This is a genomic window from Cytobacillus gottheilii (assembly GCF_001636345.1).
Classification (GTDB): Bacteria; Bacillota; Bacilli; order Bacillales; family Cytobacillaceae; genus Cytobacillus; species Cytobacillus gottheilii.
Genome location: NZ_KV440945.1, coordinates 4267575 through 4287923, shown reverse-complemented (window position 1 = coordinate 4287923; position 20349 = coordinate 4267575). Strand labels below are relative to the sequence as shown.

At 40.3% G+C, this 20349-nt stretch carries 18 protein-coding genes and 2 riboswitches; all 18 genes read left to right on the top strand.

The features are described from left to right. Position 1: 1 nt before the first annotated feature. The 18 genes from A6754_RS20765 (at position 2) to ptsG (ending at position 20306) form a co-directional block, all read left to right on the top strand. Positions 2-1762 carry a hypothetical protein gene (locus A6754_RS20765; protein ID WP_066450446.1) on the top strand — a complete coding sequence of 587 codons (1761 nt, stop codon included), beginning with the start codon at positions 2-4 and terminating at the stop codon, positions 1760-1762. Then, a complete protein-coding gene (locus A6754_RS20760; protein WP_066450444.1) occupies positions 1755-2348 on the top strand; it encodes a hypothetical protein in 594 nt (197 codons plus the stop codon). The genes A6754_RS20765 and A6754_RS20760 overlap by 8 nt, the downstream gene beginning before the upstream one ends. Before the next feature lie 531 nt (positions 2349-2879). Further along, positions 2880-3257 (top strand): hypothetical protein, encoded by a 378-nt coding sequence (locus tag A6754_RS20755; protein WP_066450442.1) that lies wholly within the window; start codon positions 2880-2882, stop codon positions 3255-3257. Next, a complete protein-coding gene (locus A6754_RS20750) occupies positions 3250-3894 on the top strand; it encodes a hypothetical protein (protein WP_066450440.1) in 645 nt (214 codons plus the stop codon). Before A6754_RS20755 ends, A6754_RS20750 begins: the two co-directional genes overlap by 8 nt. Before the next feature lie 14 nt (positions 3895-3908). Then, the gene (locus tag A6754_RS20745) at positions 3909-4379 is read left to right on the top strand and encodes a hypothetical protein (RefSeq protein ID WP_066450438.1); all 471 of its coding nucleotides are present in this window, start codon (positions 3909-3911) and stop codon (positions 4377-4379) included. After that, entirely contained in the window at positions 4345-4746 is a 402-nt protein-coding gene (locus A6754_RS20740) for a hypothetical protein (protein WP_066450436.1), read from the top strand. The genes A6754_RS20745 and A6754_RS20740 overlap by 35 nt, the downstream gene beginning before the upstream one ends. Further along, positions 4743-5450, top strand: a complete 708-nt coding sequence (locus A6754_RS20735; RefSeq protein ID WP_066450433.1) for a hypothetical protein — start codon at positions 4743-4745, stop codon at positions 5448-5450. The genes A6754_RS20740 and A6754_RS20735 overlap by 4 nt, the downstream gene beginning before the upstream one ends. Positions 5451-5576: 126 nt before the next feature. After that, a complete protein-coding gene (locus A6754_RS20730; RefSeq protein WP_066450429.1) occupies positions 5577-6143 on the top strand; it encodes a hypothetical protein in 567 nt (188 codons plus the stop codon). 104 nt (positions 6144-6247) lie between these two features. Further along, complete coding sequence (locus A6754_RS20725; RefSeq protein WP_066450423.1) at positions 6248-6547, top strand: hypothetical protein; 300 nt, start codon at positions 6248-6250, stop codon at positions 6545-6547. 125 nt (positions 6548-6672) lie between these two features. After that, positions 6673-6861, top strand: a complete 189-nt coding sequence (locus A6754_RS20720; RefSeq protein ID WP_066450422.1) for a hypothetical protein — start codon at positions 6673-6675, stop codon at positions 6859-6861. Between the two features lie 248 nt (positions 6862-7109). Further along, complete coding sequence (locus tag A6754_RS20715) at positions 7110-8813, top strand: transglutaminase domain-containing protein (RefSeq protein WP_066450421.1); 1704 nt, start codon at positions 7110-7112, stop codon at positions 8811-8813. A gap of 356 nt (positions 8814-9169) precedes the next feature. Further along, positions 9170-10126, top strand: a complete 957-nt coding sequence (locus A6754_RS20710; protein ID WP_066450420.1) for an AAA family ATPase — start codon at positions 9170-9172, stop codon at positions 10124-10126. After that, entirely contained in the window at positions 10127-11344 is a 1218-nt protein-coding gene (locus A6754_RS20705; protein ID WP_066450418.1) for a DUF58 domain-containing protein, read from the top strand. Continuing rightward, the gene (locus A6754_RS20700; RefSeq protein WP_066450417.1) at positions 11341-13542 is read left to right on the top strand and encodes a transglutaminaseTgpA domain-containing protein; all 2202 of its coding nucleotides are present in this window, start codon (positions 11341-11343) and stop codon (positions 13540-13542) included. Before A6754_RS20705 ends, A6754_RS20700 begins: the two co-directional genes overlap by 4 nt. 64 nt (positions 13543-13606) lie before the next feature. Next, positions 13607-13708: riboswitch (purine riboswitch) on the top strand. Positions 13709-13851: 143 nt separating this feature from the next. After that, positions 13852-15405, top strand: coding sequence for a glutamine-hydrolyzing GMP synthase (gene guaA, locus A6754_RS20695; protein WP_066450414.1), 1554 nt, complete (start codon positions 13852-13854; stop codon positions 15403-15405). 92 nt (positions 15406-15497) lie between these two features. Then, positions 15498-15599: riboswitch (purine riboswitch) on the top strand. Between the two features lie 135 nt (positions 15600-15734). Beyond that, entirely contained in the window at positions 15735-17063 is a 1329-nt protein-coding gene (locus A6754_RS20690; protein ID WP_066450399.1) for an NCS2 family permease, read from the top strand. Between the two features lie 124 nt (positions 17064-17187). Beyond that, positions 17188-18030, top strand: a complete 843-nt coding sequence (glcT, locus tag A6754_RS20685) for a glucose PTS transporter transcription antiterminator GlcT (RefSeq protein ID WP_066450396.1) — start codon at positions 17188-17190, stop codon at positions 18028-18030. Positions 18031-18239: 209 nt separating this feature from the next. Next, positions 18240-20306, top strand: coding sequence for a glucose-specific PTS transporter subunit IIBC (gene ptsG / locus A6754_RS20680; protein ID WP_066450394.1), 2067 nt, complete (start codon positions 18240-18242; stop codon positions 20304-20306). The last annotated feature ends 43 nt before the right edge of the window (positions 20307-20349 follow it).

Genomic DNA, 20349 nt, shown 5'->3' with positions numbered 1-20349 from the left:
TTTGGGAGAAAGAGTGTTTAATCGTGTTGCCGCATTGCTTATGATTGGTGTACTCATCTTTTGGAGCGCCTTTCCGGCAGTTGCAGGAGCAGCTGGCTTTATCTCACCTGGAACGCCGATTTCACCAGGGAAAAGTATTTCTCCAGGTAAGCCAATTTCAGGAGGGACTTTTATTATTCCCGGTAAGGCATATGATCCAGGAGATCCAGTAAATGGTGGAAATGCTGGTGGAGTATCAGGGCAGCCTATTTTACCGGGTTCACCACTGAATCTTGGGTCATTTATGATCCCGAATGCACCTCCAGCACCGCCAAGTTCATTTTATTGGCAGGGAAACCCAATTAACGCTGGTAATGCCGTTCAAGGTGGCAACGCCATTGCAGGAGGCGACCCAGCGAACGGTGGCGACGCGGCGAATGGCGGAAATGCAGCCAACGGAGGCGACGCAGCGAACGGCGGAAATGCCGCTAACGGAGGCAACGCAGTAAATGGCGGAAATGCCGCTAACGGAGGCGATGCAGCCAATGGTGGAAATGCCGCTAACGGAGGCAACGCAGCCAATGGTGGAAATGCCGCTAACGGAGGCAACGCAGCCAATGGCGGAAATGCCGCTAACGGAGGCGACGCGGCGAACGGCGGAAATGCCGCTAACGGTGGCGATGCCGCTAACGGAGGCGACGCAGCGAATGGCGGGGATGCCGCTAACGGAGGCGACGCAGCGAATGGTGGAAATGCAGCCAATGGTGGCGACGCAGCGAATGGCGGAAATGCCGCTAATGGTGGCGACGCAGCCAACGGAGGAAATGGTGCTAATGGTAACGCAGGTAATGGCGGAAACGCGCCAATGGGGAATTCTTCTGATGCAGGTGATGTTCCTCCTTGGTATAATGTCATATTTAAATCAACTGATGGCTCTAAAGGAGTTTTTAGTCATGTGACTGGAGCGATTGGTGACTTTAAATCATTTGGCTTAGGTTTTCTGAATCGGGATGTAGCTGGTGCAGTATTATCTATGGCTGCTGGATTTAAATATGCTCCGATTCCGGGAACTTCTAACTATGCGATCTATGGGAAAAATGGCTATAACAATAGCTTGCTTGATAATTTATATCAGAGATATAAAAATTACACCTTTAATGGGGAAGAGAGAAATCTCGGTCCAAACTCAAGAAGAATTAGTGAAACAAGACTGAATGCTTTTTTGGATAGCAAAAAACTGAGACCGACTGATAGAGGCTTTTGGAGCCATGTTGGAAATTCAGTCAAAAATTCGATTAAAAACAGCTGGAGCCCGTTCAGCAGCAAAGTTTTCAATCCAAAAAACTGGCTGAGCACAAGTGTGTTTAATAAAGATTTCTTTGCCAAGAGCAATATGCTAAAGCTGAGCGGTCCTGTCGGCTATATTACTACAGCTGCAAGCAGTGTATATGATTATGGCTGGGGATCTAAGAGTGATATTGGTCTTGCTTCTACCAACTTTGCTGCCGATTTAACTACAGATGTGGCTGTTGGTGTTGTATCAACTGGTATCGGAAGTGTGGCTTCCAGTATGGCAGCTGGTGCAGTCGCTGGATCGGTTGTCCCAGGACTTGGAACAATTGTTGGAGCAGGAGCTGGTTTACTGGCAGGTATAGGAACCACTTATTTAATTAATGGAACAGCTACCGGCCGAAAGGTAAAGAAAGCTGTTTCAGATGGAATTAAAAAAGCCTACGATTGGGTTGGCGGTGGCTTGAAGAAACTGGGTGGTTTATTTGGTTAAAGATGTAGAGAGAACAGCAAAGAAATTCTTTGATGGAAATGGCATGTATTTATTAGGCTCAAACCTCTTAATGGGGACTATTTTGAGCCTAATCCCCTCGGGGTCACTTAATATCTTTTTGTTATTCATGCTGATTACAGCGATTGAGACTGTGATCGCCTGGACTTGGTGGAAGAAGGATATGGAGATTGTCCGGTTTAATTCCTTAACAGCTTTTTTACTCGTAGCTACATTGGGATTATTTGCGGTGTTCCCTTTATTCCGTTTAACAGAGGGCGTACCATTTTGGCTAATCTTGATCGCATACTTGCTTGTAGTCGCATATGCGCTTTATAGGAAAGAAGTTATTTTTCAAGCCTTCTATAATCCGCAGAAGTCCAAATTATATCTCGGTGTCATGCTTGTGCTGGTGATCTTTTTGATTGTTGGGGCTTTCTCCTTCCGATATGGCCAGGAGATGGTTATTTTAGCGAGCATGAATGATCATTCGGGCGCCTTTTTTGTTGCAACATTTGCTTATTTGCTGGGTTTATTACTGACTTTTGTGTCAACAGCATTATTAAAAAAGCCAGCTGAATTAAAATAGGTGCTATTAAAATCAAAACCTGGAAAAGGAGTGGTGTTTAAGGCGTAATCGAGACATGAAACACCAACACCTGGGAATTGGAGTCATGTTTAAGGCGTAATCGATACAGGAAACACCAAAACTTGGGAATTGGAGTCGTGTTTAAGGCGTAATCGAGACATGAAAAACCAAAACTTGGGAATTGGAGTGGTGTTTAAGGCGTAATCGAGACACGAAACACCAACACCTGGGAATTGGAGTCATGTTTAAGGCGTAACCGAGACACGAAACACCAAAACCTGGAAAAGGGAGTCGTGTTTAAGGCGTAATCGAGACACGAAACACCAAAACCTAGAAAAGGGAGTCGTGTTTAAGGCGTAATCGAGACACGAAACACTAAAACTTGGAAAAGAGAGTCATGTTTAAGCGGTAATCACGCCTCGAAACACCATAAAATGGAAAATAGAGTCATATTTAAATCGTAATAAGCTGCAATAATTAGGTGCAGCCAGCTGTTAGGTGAAAATTTCTTTGAATACGGGGGTGTAAGAGATGTTTAGTTTCTCCGGTTTTTTAAAAACGTTAGGCATTGTTTTACTTGTGTTTATCGCCCTTTCCTTTGTTTTGGGTTTCGTGGGACTTAATCATATGGGAGCTTTGCTGGCTATAATGTATTTCTTTTGTTATCTGTTAGCCGGAGTATTGGCACCTATGTGGAATAAAAAAACGCCGTATTTTTCAAGTTTTATGCTAAGTGTCACGTTAACAGTTTTAAACTTAGTTGCCGCCATCTATTTGCTGGATGTTATGGTTTTGGCTGACCCAGCTGAAATCAACAGCAGCCTGGTTTACAACACAGCATTGTCACTGCTGGCAACATTCGTAACGGTAAAAATAATGGAGAAGAGAGGGGGAGAAACCTATGCTTAGAGATGTAGCGGACCTATACAATCGAAATATCATCAATATACTGCTGATATGTTTAATCTTAGTTGTGCCAATTACGTTCTTTAACTATGCTGCGATTGTTTACATAATGAATTTAAATACACTGGAATATGCAAACATTCCTGCTTTAGCATTATGGGTTTTAAACTTCACTATTTTATTCCCTCCCTTTTTTCTCATAGCTAAAATGGATCGAACTGAACAAGAGGTGAATTTAAAGCAAATTCTGTCTTTTTTTATCATGAAATTCGGATTTGTGGCTGCCATTACGATTGTATTTTTCGCAATTGGAATGTTCGGATCCCTACTCCTCTTTATTCCAAGTTTAATAGCAGTGCTGATTATTCTACTTTTTCCATTATATGCGGATCGCGAAAGTATTAAGGATGCGATGCAAGGGGTTTGGGAGATTATTAAAAGAGAGCATATATTTTTATTTATCGATGTTCTCATTATTGTTTCCTTGAATGTGCTCGTTTGGTCAGGATCGTTATACTTGCTTGGAGGCTTTGAGAATAACACACTGGTCTTTATTGTTCTTCGTGCCTTAATTAATTCACTCATTTTTCCGGTAGTATATTTCTATTTAACGTTTAAATATCGAAAAGATTTTGCGTAAAGAAGGTGAAGAAAATGACAGAAACAGAACAAACAGAAACCGGGTTTAAACAAGTGCATGTTGCGTTAGTTGTATTATTTTCAATTTTAACTCTAGGTGTGTATTTAGCCTACTGGTTCTTAAGCAGACGCCACGCCATAAGAGAGTATGAAGGTTCTGGGTATATCCCGTTTAAGTGGTGGGGAGTCTTTCTTGTTCTTCTCTCATTATCCTTTTTATATAAGTTTATTGGTCCAATTTTTCTGACACCATATGGAGTAGCCCTTTTTGATTCAATTGATATGATATTTTCCTATTATTTCTTAGGAATACTCTATTATTCTGTCTTTCGTTTAAAAACAATTATAGAAGATGCATATGAGGAAAAATTATTTGCCTCTTGGCTTCTTGTATTATTTCATGTTTGGTATATCCAGTATAAATTGAACAGGTTAGGGGACGTTGATATCAATGAAAAAGCTCTTGCGCCCCAAATGGCAAAATGAGGATGGGGCAATTAGTTTAGAATTCTTAGGGATTTTGCCGTTTTTCTTTCTATTCTTCTTGCTCCTTTGGCAAGTGGTTGGCACAGGTTATGCAGTCTTCACCGCTAAAACGGCAGCGAATGACGCAGCGAAGACCTATGCAGCTACCAATGATCTTCAGGAAGCAATTCAAACAGCGCAGGAATCAATTGGATCCAGCAGTGTTTTATCCTATAAAAATTTAATTCGGGAATATTCGAATAACGGTGATTTCAAGCTTGTTCTGTACACAGAGCACAAATTAAGCTTTGTACCGGATCGGTGGAGGGAGCAGGCAACCTTCGACCTAAATGAAGAAGCATTTGGAAAGGTTTTGTATACAGAATGAAGTGGCTGAATAATGAAAGAGGAAATGCCGCGATTTTCATGCTGTGGCTCCTTGGGATCGTGGCAATCATATTTGTCCTGACGATTAATATAGTAAAAGTCTATATTGTAAAAGAGCATAGCAGTCTTTCCGCAGAGCAGGCCGCTTTAGCAGGAACGGCAGTACTCATAGAAAATACAGCACAAGCCATTGAGAACTATGAAAGAAATCCGAACTACTTGTTAATAAGAGAATTGCATGAAAATGAATTAGCAGATGGAAAGCCGATCTCCGCCTTAATTGAAGAGAAAAAGAATGAATATGTAAACAGCGGCCGTGATGAGTCGGCTGCCTATATTGAAGCGGCAAACGATATTTTGACAAAAAGCAGGTTAAATTGGAATGGTTTTTTAAAACAAGAATTAAGAAGAGAATTATCAGAAACGAAAGTTGGTGCAGAAGCTTTAGTTCGTTCGGCTGTCATGAATGTTATTAACAGTAATCATGCCAGAACAGAGGACACAGTGATCTCATTTTCTCTTGATAAATGGCGTGTTGAGGTGGAATCAACGGTTCGATTTGAATCTGTTTCGGATAATAAGTATATTTCCAGATTTATAGAAGATATTCCGCAAAAAGGGTATGGACCAACTCTTGCTTATATGGAAAATGTATATGCAAGCGGCATGAGCTTCCCAGAAATCCCTGAAGAAGAATCAGAATAAGATCAAACGGAAGAACTGACCTTTATTTGCAGCAGGTTCAGTTCTTTTTTCACATTCAGTGTCCTTTCTATTAGCGGATCGCTAAACAGTCTGGCTGTCTTTTTTAAGAAAATAGAGGTGTTTATAGTGAACTTAGGAGCATTCCGTGAGGTTCCGCTGGCTGATAATATAATCTATCTATGGATCTTACCAAGTTTAGCGATTTTAGGTTTTATGTTCTATCCAGAAGCAGAGCCCCTTGCCGTGGTTATTGGCAGTGCAGTGATCTTTTTGATGATTGTATTATCAGTTTTGATGAAGATAAAAAAGTGGCATTATTATTTAGGGTTTAGAGGATTGGCTGCAGTAATTTATCTTGACCTTACTTCTGTGTTTATGGCTTTGACGATCATAAGAGCCGGCGGTGGCGTCGTGATTTCAAGCATGTTGCTCGTGATGTTAATCTTAACCATTTTTATTGCACTTAGATTCCCGAATTTTGTCCTAACAGAAGCAAATGAACCTCGTACGAAGATTGGGAAGACGATTGTTTCCTTTGCCTATTTGGGAAGCGCGGCGGCTGCGGCGATTGGGTATTGGTCTGTAAATGGTTTCGGGGCAAGCCTTGTATTAACTATTGTGTTTGTTTTGTTTCTTATTGTGATTGCTTTAGCTCACGCAAGTTTTCGTTTGACATTGAAACGGTCAGAGTAAAAGCAGGAGTTTATATTATAGAATTTTAATCTTCTATAATATAACTGTGTTTGGTGCGGCAGCTTAATCAAAGAGATAAACTTTGAAAAAAAGTAGGTCATTTAATGAAAAAAAGAACTTTACTAATCATTTCAATTATTTATAACGCGGTTATTTGGCTTGGGATTATGCTCCCTCTTTATTTCGAGGAAAAAGCAAATGGCGAAATATCCAGAGAATCAGCTCTATATATAGCCTTTCCTACAATTCCGTTTATGATAATTGGTGTTATTATGACTGGGGTAGCTATATCTCCTAATAGGAATGGCGATGATAGGGTGAATAAAAAGTCTGTATTGTTTGGAATCGTATTGACGATTGGATTCCTGGGATATCGAGTGGGGATGTCATTCATTAATGATTAAATTAAATCTGTGTAAATAAGGTGCGGAAGAATTTATAATTTCGAACATATTATCTTATGGATTAGGGATGGCGGTGATTAATTCATCTTTTATAAAAGAGACCTTTGTGAAAGCGAGGTTATTAAATGACAAAACGAACTTTATTAATCTTATCAATTTTATATAATCTTGCAATCTATGGGATCTCCCTTGGAGGACTTTACCTAGAGGAACAAAAAGAAGGAAAAATGACTGGGGATATGTTCCTTTTACATGTTGGTGTTGCATTTCCTTTTATGATCATTGGTCTCATTATGATCGGAACCGCGGTGTAACCTGATGCTGAAGGGAAAAAGAGGGTAAACAGAAAGTCTGTTATTTTTGGGATTGTGCTGGGAATTGGGTTTATATCCTATCGATTAGGAATGTCTTTAATTGGAGAATAGACTAAGTTTTTCACCATGCCAGCCTGCTAATCATTTAGTTCACGTGATAAAACCGGGATTAGTTAATTTTACCCAGAAACCTTTCTACTGAAATTCCGTAAACATACATAAGAAATAAGCGCAAAGGGAGGAAAAACATGATTAAAAAAGCACCATGGTTATTCATGCTCTTTTTATCGGCGTGTTTGCTTCTTTTAGCTGGCTGTGCTGATAAAACTGATAGCACTAATAACCAAGAAGAAGAGGAGACAGAGAAGGCTGATCAATATGACCAGTTAGCACAAGAGAAAAATGAGGAACTGGAGCTCGAACCGCTTGAGCTAACTTCTTATAGCGAAGAAGTAGGAGCGAAGATTGCCGAGCCTGCATATAAGCATTTTGCTGCAAACGGCAAGGTAACCGTTGAAGGCACAATTGAAAAGCATGCTGAGTTGAAGTCAGACTACGTTTGGATAAAAATTTATGCAGACGAGGAAGGCCCTGCGGGTGATAAGCATGAGTATTATGCACCGATTGCTGATGGGGAATTTAAACAGGATATTCGCTTCTTTAACGGTGAAGGAGAGTATCGTGTCGAGGTTCAGGTGCCGAGTATGGATCGTGATAACTATTATTATGATACAGCTAAATTTACAGTTGAAAATGTGAATCCAGATATGAATAGGGATATCAGCTATACGCCTTTTGGATTTGAAGCCGGATTGAACCTTGAAGGCGACACAAGTTATTTGCAGGAAGATGAGATATTCTCCTTAAAAGGAGCAGTGACGGAATTAACAGATGATGACACCTTAATGCTTGTGCTGCGGAAAGACAGCGAGACATGGAAGCATGTAATCCCGCTCGATGGCGGCGAGTTTTCATATGACGTTCCTCTTTTCTATGGAGCAGGCCTTCACGAGCTTGAAGTGCTTGTGCCAGATGAAGAGCGGGAAAATTATTACCAAACGGCAACAACGCTTTTAATAGATAACGAGTCAGATCAGATAATGGAGCCGATTGAATACTCAAAGACATATATGGAGCGTGGAGTAACTCTTGATTTTCCTCAATATGGAGGAGAAGAGACAGATGGAGTCTATGAGGTAAAAGGAACGATTGACCCTAACGCAGAATTTGGTCCTGAAACAGATCATATCTATATCACAACCAAAAAAGGGGAAGATGAAGCGTTGGATGTCATACCTGTTGAGGATTACCAATTTAATGATTCCTTTCATCTAAGATTTGGTCCGGGCACATATGAAGTGAAGGTGAGTGTTCCTGAGATAAAAGAGGAGAATAGTGACTATTTCCGATACTTTGGCTTCGCGAAGTTCCATGTTGATTCCACTGCACCAGATGAGCGGGATCTTCTGCCATCAAGAGGTGTGCAGTCCGATGACCCGCAAATCATCAGCTTGGCAGAGGAAGTAACCGGCGGCATTGCTGGTGAGCGGGAAAAAGTAAAAGCTGTCTATGAATATGTAGCTAAAAATATTGCATATGATGTTGAAAAATATGAAACAGATAATTTTAATTGGGATGACAGTGCATTGAAAGTTCTGGATCTAAAAAAAGGCGTTTGTCAGGATTATGCGTATTTAGCGATCGCCATGCTGCGTGCTGCTGATATTGAAGCTAGATTTATAGAAGGTAAGGCGAAAGGAAGCGGCATATTGCCTGGCAATCATGCATGGGTAGAAGCGAAGGTGGATGGAAACTGGCTGACAATGGATCCGACATGGGGTTCTGGCTATGTGGACGATGGCGTTTTTACAGCAAAATACAATGAAGACTATTTTGAACCAAATCCAGATGAGTTTGCTAAGACGCACACTCGCACTGGTGTTGCATATTAGATTAGTAGTTTGCGGACTGACCTATGAGGGCAGTCCGCATTGTTACATAGGAGGCATTTATGTTTAAGGGAAAAATTACTGATCTTTTTTAGGGACAATATAAGGTAGAGTAAAAGAGTTGAATCATAGACAAAGATTAGTCTGAAGAAAAAGGCCCAGAATTTTCTTCCCATCTTCAAGACTGTTTCGCAAGCAGTTTTTTCCCAGTTCCTGTTATAATAAAGAAGTGTTATTTCAACTGATTATTCACAACGTTTTGAATTTACAACAGGACTTTGTTCATTTAGGTAGAATTTATTAGGTAGAGGATTCATTTCGACAATTTTCCTTGCTGAGGTGAGGACTAGGAGGTAATTATGGGGAGAGAAAATATGCATCCAGCCATTGAGCGGGTGCTCAAGAATATAGAGAAGGTTATTATTGGAAAACGTCAGGTTGCAGAGCTTAGTCTTGTTGCACTGCTGGCGGAAGGTCATGTATTGCTCGAGGATGTTCCAGGTGTGGGAAAGACCATGATGGTTAGAACGCTGGCGAAATCAGTAGGAGCGCAATTTCGCAGAATTCAATTTACACCAGACCTTCTTCCGTCTGATGTGACAGGTGTTTCTATTTATAATCCAAAAGAAATGGAATTTCAATTCCGTCCAGGTCCAATTATGGGGAATATTATTTTGGCTGATGAAATTAACCGTACTTCTCCCAAGACACAATCCGCATTGCTGGAAGGTTTGGAGGAAGGCAGTGTCACGATTGATGGTGTTACACATCGTTTAGAGAAACCTTTCTTTGTTATGGCTACACAGAACCCAATTGAATATGAAGGAACCTATCCGCTTCCAGAAGCACAGCTGGACCGTTTTTTATTAAAAATGAAAATGGGATACCCTGATGCAGCCGAAGAGCTTGAGGTGCTGAATAGTGTTCAAAGGCTTTCACCACTTGAGGAATTAGAGCCGGCAATTGATTTGGCGGAGCTAAAGGACTTGCAAATGCAGGTGAAAGAAGTGCATGTAGATGAAACGATTAAAAGATATATCGTTGAAATTGCTGAACGAACTAGAAGTCATGGAAATGTCTATCTTGGGGTAAGTCCCCGCGGATCCATCGCATTAATGAAGGCTGCTCAGGCGTATGCCTTCTTAAATGGAAGAGACTTTGTGCTGCCGGACGATATTCAATATTTGGCTCCAGCTGTTTTTGAGCACCGGTTAATACTTAAATCTGAAGCAAAATTTGAAGGGATAACATCGGGGGATGTCATTGATCGTATTCTTGCCAGGACTCCTGTTCCAGTTCAAAGGGCTGTGAAATAAATGAAGCAATCTCTTAAGGTATTAAAGGGTGTTTGGAAATTAGTTGTGCTCTTTTTCTTGATCATCCTTACATTTTCATATGCCATGTTTCAAGGCGGGTTTGTCAGCTGGTTTTTATTTTACAGCTTCCTGCCTTTCGCCTTATATGGGTTATTCCTCGTTTTCTATCCATTTCAGCGGATTGAAGCCGTGCGTTCATTATCGAAACACGAGTTTAATGCAGGGGAGCAGCTGAAGGTATCGATTGAGCTTGAAAGATCTATTCAGTTTCCGCTTTTCTTTCTTGTGGTTGAAGATTGTATCGATGAAAAGTTAAATCAGTTTGGAATGGTCAATAAATCAAAAACGCTCATGTTCCCTGGCTTTCAAAAAAAATTATCCTATGAATATGTGCTTGAAAGTCTGCCAAGAGGCGAGCATATTATTCCTGCTATTCGGTTGAAAACAGGGGATCCGCTCGGTTTAATTGAAAAAGAGATCATTGTAAAAACAGAAGCGAGATTTGTTGTTTATCCATCTTATGAAGAATTAATTTATAAACCTTTTGAAAATCATTACGATCAAGGAATGACTGCTTCAAGAGAGCGAGTGCAGAGAGATACATCGATGGCGATTGGCATTAGAGAATATCAGCCGGGCGATCGTTTTTCCTGGATAAATTGGAAGGCGACGGCAAAGCGCAATGATATTATGACAAAGGAATTTGAGCAGCGTCAATCTCATGATGTTTATATTATGATGGACTGTTCGCCGCATCGTTCCTTTGAAGCAATTGTATCGTTTTCGGCCTCTATTATGAGAGCCATTTTGCGCAAAGGTGCTCAAGTTGGCTTTTTGACTTCTTCGGCTGATCGGGCTGCTTTTCCGATTCGCGGAGGAGAAACGCAGCAGCAGCAGCTCTTTTATCACCTTGCGAAAGTGAGAGACGAGAGCGCTGTGTCGTTTGATCGTGTATTGGAAACTGAAAAATTTCTCGCACAGCAAAACTTCAATTTAATGCTTGTGACAGGGGAGTTAACAAAGGCATTAATTGAGAAAGCTGGTTACTTCTCTTCCCGCAAAGGAATCGTAACGATTTTCTTAATAAAAGGAAAAAATGATTCTTCGACAGAATTGGAGCTTGCTTTGAAGTCTGAAAGCTCGGCGAGAGGTATTCGTGTTGTGATGATTCATGATGGCAACTTCTCCGAAGCTTTTTCGGAGGTGAGAAAAGCTTGAAAATACGTGATGTGAAAAGAGATTTAACAACACTGATCTTATACGCAATTGGATTTCTGCTGCTGTGGGAATGGTTAAGGCCAGTTGAACAGCTGACAGACACCTCAAATATATGGCTATTTATAATGTTTGCAGGAGTATCGTTACTATTAGCCTACTTAGGTACACCGATTATATTGAGCGGTATTGTTAAGATCGTATTTATTTTATATGCCCTTCACTTTTTATATGGAGAAGGTTCGTTTCTGTCGCTCTCATGGGCAGGTTCGTTTTTGGAGGATATCTTCACTAATTCCGAGACGATCCTTAACCGGGATTGGCCAGGTCTTACAAATCATTTTCGCAGTCTGTTATTTTTTGTGCTTTTGTGGCTGATGACCTATCTGGTTCATTATTGGCTGATGAACAGAAGGCAAATCTTTATTTTCTTCTTTATGACGATGATCTATATCACCGTTTTAGATACGTTTACACCGTATGAAGCGGATATGGCGATCGTTCGAACCATCATTTTAGGATTCGCTGCCATGGGGATCTTAACCTACTATCGATACCTGGAAAAGGAAGGGGTAAAAGCCTCTCTTCATTTCTCGCGCAAGTGGATGCTCCCGCTTGCCATTATGATCGCTTTAAGTGTTGGGGTTGGACTAGCTGCTCCAAAGGCCGATCCTATTTGGCCAGATCCTGTGCCGTTTATTCAATCGTATAGCGAGGATAGCGGAGGTCCTGGTCCTGGAATTAAAAAGATTGGATATGGAGAAAATGATTCTCAGCTAGGCGGGCCGTTTATTGGTGATGACACACTAGTGATGAGAACGGAAATGCAATCACGTCATTATTGGAAGATCGAAACGAAGGATATTTATACTGGAAAAGGCTGGATACGGTCGGAAGATGATGAAGGTGAAGTGTTCTTTGGGGCAGATGAGATCGTGCCTATTCCAGAGCTTACAGAAGATGTGACTTCTGAAAAGACAGAAAGAACCAGCTCTGTTTTAAATGTTATGAATTATGATCATATTGCTTACCCGCTAGGTGTTCAAACGATTACAACGAATCCTGAGCTGACCTATTCACTTGATTCAGAAATTGAAAAAATCAGCACTCAAAATCAAACAGGCAGAAGTACACCAGCAGCGGAATATGAGGTCACATATCAATCCTCTCAATATAGTGTGACAACACTTCAGTCATCAAATAGGGAAACAGAGCTCCCGGCTGAGATAATCGAAAGATACACACAGTTGCCGGAAAGTCTGCCGCAGCGTGTCCGAGATCTAGCTGTTGAGATCACACAGGATGAGGACAATTGGTTTGATATGGCTCGTGAACTGGAGTCCTATTTTAATAGCTCTGGTTTTACCTATGACCAGCAAAATGTGGCAGTTCCTGGAGAAGATGAAGATTATGTTGATCAATTTTTATTTGATACAAAAATTGGATATTGTGATAACTTTTCAACTGCTATGGTCGTGCTTGCAAGATCTCTTGACATGCCTGCCCGCTGGGTGAAGGGTTTTACAGAAGGAGACTATATAGAAGGATCAGGCAGCGGCGTGAGTGTATATGAAGTGACAAATAATAATGCCCATTCCTGGGTGGAAATCTTCTTCCCTGAGGTTGGATGGGTACCATTTGAGCCTACACAAGGCTTCACTAATAATATACAGTACAACTTCGATACAGAAACAGATACACCAGCACAGCAGCCTGAGACTTCAGAGCAGCCTGAAACTCCTGAGCTTGAGGAGGATGTGACAGAAACAGCATCGAATTCAGAAGGATTTTCTATGACAACAATGTGGAATTCATTTAAAAGCTTTGTCGACAGAAATACTTTATGGATTATTCTGGGGGTACTAATCGCTGCCGTTATAGGATGGGTATTCTATCTGAAAAGAGGACGCTGGCTTCCTCGTTATTATGTCTGGAAAATGAAAAACAACAGCAGCAATCAAGATTTTACAAAGGCATATTTTATCCTTCTTAAAGAGCTGGAACGCTATGGCCTAAAGCGTAAGGAAGGACAGACTTTAAGAGACTATGCTGCATATATTGATCAATTCTTTTCTTCCAATGAAATGGGTGAGCTTACGTCTAACTATGAGCTTTTATTATACAGAGGCAAGCTTGATGAAGATAGTTTCAAAAAGACGAAGGAATTGTGGGAAAATTTAATTAAAAAGACAATAGCTTGACCGTAAAAATAACCTGTTGTTAAAATAGGTTAAGTGAAAAAAATGATTTAATAACATTGGTTCAAAATTAAATATAGCAACCCTTCATATATCCTCGATAATATGGTTCGAAAGTCTCTACCGGATCGCCGTAAATGATCTGACTATGAAGGCAGTAATTCTCTTTAGCATATAAAGCCGGAATTCTGCCTTCAGTTTTTTTGAAGAGCAGAATTGCGGTTTTTTCTTTTTATCGAAAATGACTGGTGCTATAAATTGAACCAATGAACAACCATATAGGTCTTAACACTACTTGAAGAGGTGAACAGCGTGACGGGGAAAACAGAATTGCAAAACCAAGAAATGATCATTGTGCTGGATTTCGGCAGTCAATATAACCAGCTCATTACACGCCGTATTAGAGAATTAGGTGTATATAGTGAATTGCATCCTCACACGATTACAGCTGAGGAAATCCAAAAAATAAATCCAAAGGGCATCATCTTTTCCGGCGGTCCAAACAGTGTGTATGGCGAAGGTTCTTTCCGCTGTGATGAACGTATTTTTGATCTTGGTTTACCGATCTTTGGTATTTGCTATGGTATGCAGCTGATGACTATGCACTTTGGCGGTAAAGTTGAACAGGCAAAGCATCGTGAGTATGGCAAAGCTGTCTTAAATGTACAAAATGAATCAAAGCTATTTGCTGATCTGCCAAGTGAACAAGTCGTTTGGATGAGCCATGGAGATCTTGTTGTAGAAGCTCCACCAGGATTTACTGTTGATGGCACAAATCCATCTTGTCCAATTGCAGCAATGAGCAATGAAGAAAAAGGATTATATGCCGTACAATTCCACCCAGAGGTTCGCCATTCTGTACACGGAAATGATATGCTGAAGAACTTTGTCTTTAATGTTTGCGACTGTACTGGTGATTGGTCCATGGAGAATTTCATTGAAATTGAGATGGAGAAAATTCGTCAAGCTGTTGGCGATAAAAAAGTGCTCTGCGCTTTAAGCGGCGGAGTAGATTCATCCGTTGTTGCCGTTCTTATTCATAAGGCAATTGGTGATCAGCTGACATGTATCTTTGTTGACCATGGTCTTCTTCGCAAAGGCGAGGCGGATAGTGTAATGAAGACTTTTGCAGATGGCTTCAATATGAATGTCATTAAGGTTGATGCGAAAGAAAGATTTTTAAGCAAGCTGAAAGGTGTCAGCGATCCGGAGCAAAAACGTAAAATCATCGGCAACGAATTCATTTATGTATTTGATGATGAAGCGGTTAAGCTTGAAGGAATTGACTTTTTAGCTCAAGGGACGTTATATACAGATATTATTGAAAGCGGCACAGCTACTGCGCAAACGATTAAGTCTCACCACAATGTGGGCGGTCTGCCAGAAGACATGCAGTTCAAATTAATTGAACCTTTAAACACACTATTTAAAGATGAAGTACGTGCACTGGGGACTGAGCTTGGCATTTCCGATGAAGTGGTTTGGAGACAGCCTTTCCCAGGACCAGGTCTGGGAATCCGTGTTCTAGGTGAAATTTCTGAAGAAAAGCTTGAAATCGTAAGAGAATCTGATGCGATTTTAAGAGAAGAAATTAAAAAAGCTGGACTTGATCGTGATATTTGGCAATACTTCACTGTGCTTCCGGACATTCGCAGTGTCGGAGTAATGGGAGATGCAAGAACGTACGATTATACAATCGGAATTCGTGCTGTTACATCCATTGATGGCATGACATCTGACTGGGCTCGTATTCCATGGGATGTGCTTGAATTGATTTCCACTAGAATTGTAAACGAGGTAAATCATATTAACCGTGTTGTATATGATATCACTAGTAAGCCGCCTGCGACGATTGAGTGGGAATAACTGAAAAATACGAACGTTTTAAAAAACGAACATGAAAATGTTCGTTTTTTTTATTGACTCAAAAGTCCTATACTGCTAAAATAAAAAAGAATTAAATATTTGTCGTAATACGTCGTATAATTTTGGGGATATGGCCCAAGAGTTTCTACCAAGCTGCCGTAAATAGCTGGACTACGAGGTAAGTGTTATGCACAGTTTCGGGTATGATCAGCTATTATTCTTTATTCTTATTAGCCCGCAGCTTTCATAATCTCGCCTTAAAGTCTTAGCTCCGGTTGCTTGCCGGAGCTTTTTTGTTTTAAAAAAAGAGATTCATAGGAGGAGAAACAATGAAGAAGTATTTCCAGTTCGAAGAGCTTGGAACAAACTATCGCCGTGAAATTCTTGGCGGTCTGACTACGTTCTTATCAATGGCTTATATTTTAGCTGTAAATCCATTTACATTATCACTTGGGGATGTGCCAGATCTGCCAGAATCAATGAGAATGGACCAAGGAGCTGTTTTTGTAGCAACTGCGCTTGCTGCAGCAATTGGATCATTAATAATGGGGCTGCTTGCCAGATACCCAGTTGCGCTTGCACCAGGTATGGGCTTAAATGCATTCTTTGCTTATACGGTTGTCCTGACAATGGGGATTCCTTGGGAGCATGCATTAGGCGGAGTAATGATCTCTGGTCTGATATTTATTGTTTTATCACTATCAGGTATTCGGGAAAAAATCATCAATGCCATTCCTGCTGAGCTTAAATATGCAGTTTCTGCAGGTATCGGTTTGTTTATTACCTTTGTTGGTGCTCAAAATGCAAATATTATCGTGAATGATGATGCTGTTTTATTAGGCTTTGGTGATTTAAGTGATGGCAATGTCTTGCTTGCTATATTTGGTATTGTGATTACGGTTATATTAATGACAAGAGGAGTTAAAGGCGGAATCTTTATCGGAATGGTGATCACTGCGGTCGCTGGGATGATTTTTGGATTGGTTGGGAAACCTGACGCAATTGTTGGCAGTATTCCTGACGTTAGCCCAACATTCGGAGCTGCTTTTAGTGCTTTTGGTGATAGCTCATTCTTTTCAACACAAATGCTGGTAGTGATCTTAACGTTCTTGTTTGTTGATTTCTTTGACACTGCAGGTACATTAGTTGGGGTAGCCAACCAAGCGGGATTAATGAAGGATAACAAACTTCCTCGTGCAGGAAAAGCGCTTCTTGCTGACTCGACAGCAACGGTTGCTGGAGCAGTGCTTGGAACATCAACGACTACTTCATATATTGAATCAACTGCTGGTGTTGCAGCTGGAGCTAGAACTGGTTTAGCTGCTGTTGTTACAGGTGTGTTATTTTTAATTGCATTATTCTTCTCACCGCTTTTATCGGTGGTTACTTCTGCGGTAACAGCACCTGCTTTAATTATTGTTGGGGTTCTTATGGTAGCTTCATTAGGAAAGATTGATTGGACAAAATTTGAAATTGCAGTTCCTGCCTTTTTAACGATTTTGGCAATGCCTTTAACATATAGTATTGCAACTGGTATTGCGATCGGGTTTATCTTCTATCCGATTACGATGATTGTAAAAGGTAAGATAAAAGAAATCCATCCAATCATGTACTTCTTATTCGTTGTATTTGTTCTATATTTTATTTTCTTAAAATAATAATGGCTGGAGACCTGTCGTGAAATGGCAGGTCTCTTTTTAAATGATTGACTTGTAAATTACAATTGACTTCATATTGATGCTCTTATAACATAAAGTACATAATGCTGGACGGAGAGAGCGTATGAATAATTATCGAATAAAAAAGGCTTTAAATAATAATGTAATTATAGGCACGCATGATGATTTTGGAGAAGTTGTCATTATTGGCAAGGGTGTTGGTTTTAATCGAAATAAAGATGATATCATATCAGACGAAGCGATAGAGAAATTATTTATTTTAAAAAATGAAAAAGAAAAAGAGAATTATATCAAGCTATTGCCCTTTGTTGAGGATGAACTTCATCAAGCTATTATTTCTTCGATTGACTATATCAAGAAGCGCACCAAAAACTCTCTAAATGAACATATTCATGTTGCACTGACAGACCATTTGATGTTTGCCGTTTCCCGGCTGGCGAATGGAATGGAAATGAAGAACCCGTTTCTGATTGAAACGAAAACGCTTTACCCTTTTGAATATGATATTGCAAGGGAAGTTGTGGCGATCATTGAGCGTAAAACAGATATTCACCTGCCAGAGGGTGAAATAGGGTTTGTGGCTCTGCACATTCATAGTGCCATGCTTAATAAGGATTTGTCAGAGGTTAATCAGCATTCACAGCTTGTAAGTCATATTGTTAACATGATTGAAGACCAGCTCGATATTGAAATTGATAAGGATAGTATTGATTATATGCGTCTAGTCCGCCATATCAGATTTACAATTGAAAGGGTTAACACAGGGGAAAAAGTGGAAGAGCCGATAAAAATATCTTCCCTCTTGAAAGAAGAATATCCTGTGTGTTACAATCTTTCGTGGAAGCTCATTAAGATTATGCAGCAGCAATTGAAAAAGCCTATCTTTAGTGCAGAAGCAGTCTACTTGACGATGCATTTGCAAAGGCTGCAAAATAAAATTAAATGACTAATGAAATTATGCGTTCTACACGTGTTACTGATTCGATCAGGCATGAGTGAAGAAGGATGATTGATTTGGGTTTTTTAGGGTAACCTACCCTATAGAATCCAATTATAATCCCTTTTTCCCTCATGCCTTTTTTGTTGTTATCGGTATTTTTATTCTTATTGAAAACGCTTAATGAGCTAAAAAAATATTGTTTGGAGGGTTTACACATGTTTAAAAAGCTTTTCGGTGTCCTGCAAAAGGTAGGGAAGGCACTAATGCTTCCGGTTGCACTCTTGCCGGCAGCCGGTATTTTACTAGCACTGGGTTCAGCTTTAAATAACCCGACGTTATTAGAACTGGCACCGTTTCTTGATAATAGTACGGTTGAATTAATCGCATCCGTAATGCAAAAGGCCGGAGATATTGTTTTTGCTAACTTGCCGGTATTGTTTGCAGTTGGTGTTGCTGTGGGGCTTGCTGGCGGAGAAGGTGTAGCCGGATTAGCGGCGATCATCGGATACTTAATTATGAATGTGACAATGGGAACAGCAGCAGGGATTACTGCTGAAGATGTCAATGGATTGAATTATGCAAACGTACTAGGGATTCCAACACTGCAAACAGGTGTGTTTGGCGGTATAATTGTCGGGATCATTGCAGCTACTCTTTATAATAAATTTTTTGAAATTGAGCTTCCTTCTTACTTAGGATTTTTCGCAGGTAAACGATTTGTGCCGATTGTAACTGCAGGAGCTTCTGTCATACTTGGGGTTGTGATGTTATTTATCTGGCCTCCAATTCAAGACGCATTAAATGCATTTTCACAAAATATGGTTCATGCAAATTTAACAATTTCTGCTTTCGTGTTTGGTTTAATAGAACGTTCTCTCATTCCTTTTGGATTGCACCATATATTCTATTCTCCATTCTGGTATGAATTTGGCGAATACTTAACAAATGCTGGTGAAGTAGTTCGAGGAGATCAGCGTATCTTCATGGCACAGATCACAGATAATGTACAAAACCTAACGGCTGGAACGTTTATGACTGGTAAATTCCCATTCATGATGTTTGGTCTTCCAGCAGCTGCTTTAGCGATTTATCATGAAGCACGTCCAGAGAAAAAAGTGCTTGTTGGGGGCTTAATGGCTTCCGCAGCGCTTACTTCTTTCTTAACAGGTATCACAGAACCGCTTGAGTTCTCATTCCTATTTGTTGCACCAGTTCTTTTTGCAATACATGCAGTCTTTGCTGGACTTTCCTTTATGACCATGCATTTATTGGATGTAAAAATCGGTATGACATTCTCTGGCGGACTCATTGACTATATCTTATTCGGTTTAATTAACCCGCAGACAAATGCGTGGATCGTGATCCCGGTTGGGTTAGTGTTTGCTGTTATTTACTATTTCGGATTCAGATTTGCAATTCGCAAGTTTAATCTAAAAACACCTGGCCGTGAATTGGTTGAGGATGATGAGGAAGAAGCAACAGCCGGTTCAGGAAAAGGCGGAGATCTTCCGTATGATGTTTTAGAAGCAATGGGTGGCAAAGAAAATATCTCGCATTTAGATGCTTGTATCACTCGTCTCCGTGTATCGGTAAATGACATCGGATCTGTTGATAAAAATCGTCTTAAAAAGCTTGGTGCTTCAGGTGTACTCGAAGTTGGAAATAATATTCAAGCTATCTTTGGCCCGCGTTCTGAAACAATAAAAGGTCAAATGAAAGATATTATGAACGGTAAAAGACCGCGTGTTGTTGAAAAGGCTCCTGAAGGCGGAGTGGAGCAGCAAATCGAAGAAGTGAACCCAGAGGCATTGCAAACAGAACATAAAGAAGATTCTTTTGTATCGCCGATTAAAGGTGAAATTAAACCAATAACAGAAGTTCCAGATGCTGTATTCTCTGGAAAAATGATGGGTGATGGATTTGCAATTGTTCCTTCAAATGGAAAAATCGTTTCGCCGGTAGATGGAAAGATCGTTAATCTGTTCCCGACTAAACATGCAATTGGCATACTGTCTGACAGTGGAAGAGAAATTTTAATCCACGTTGGTATTGATACAGTTAAGTTAAAAGGACAAGGCTTTGAAACATTTGTCAAAGAAGGAGATGCCATTAAAGCAGGTCAGCAGCTGCTGCAGGTAGATCTTAAGTATATTAAACAAAATGCTCCTTCTATCATGACTCCGATTGTATTTACAAATCTGCAATCAGGAGAAAAAGTGGTTATCAATAAACCTGGCAATGTTGATCTAAATGACAAAGAAATCATCAAGATCGAAAAATAATATATATATAGAAGAAAGTGGTCAGCTTCCCTGGTGGAAAGCT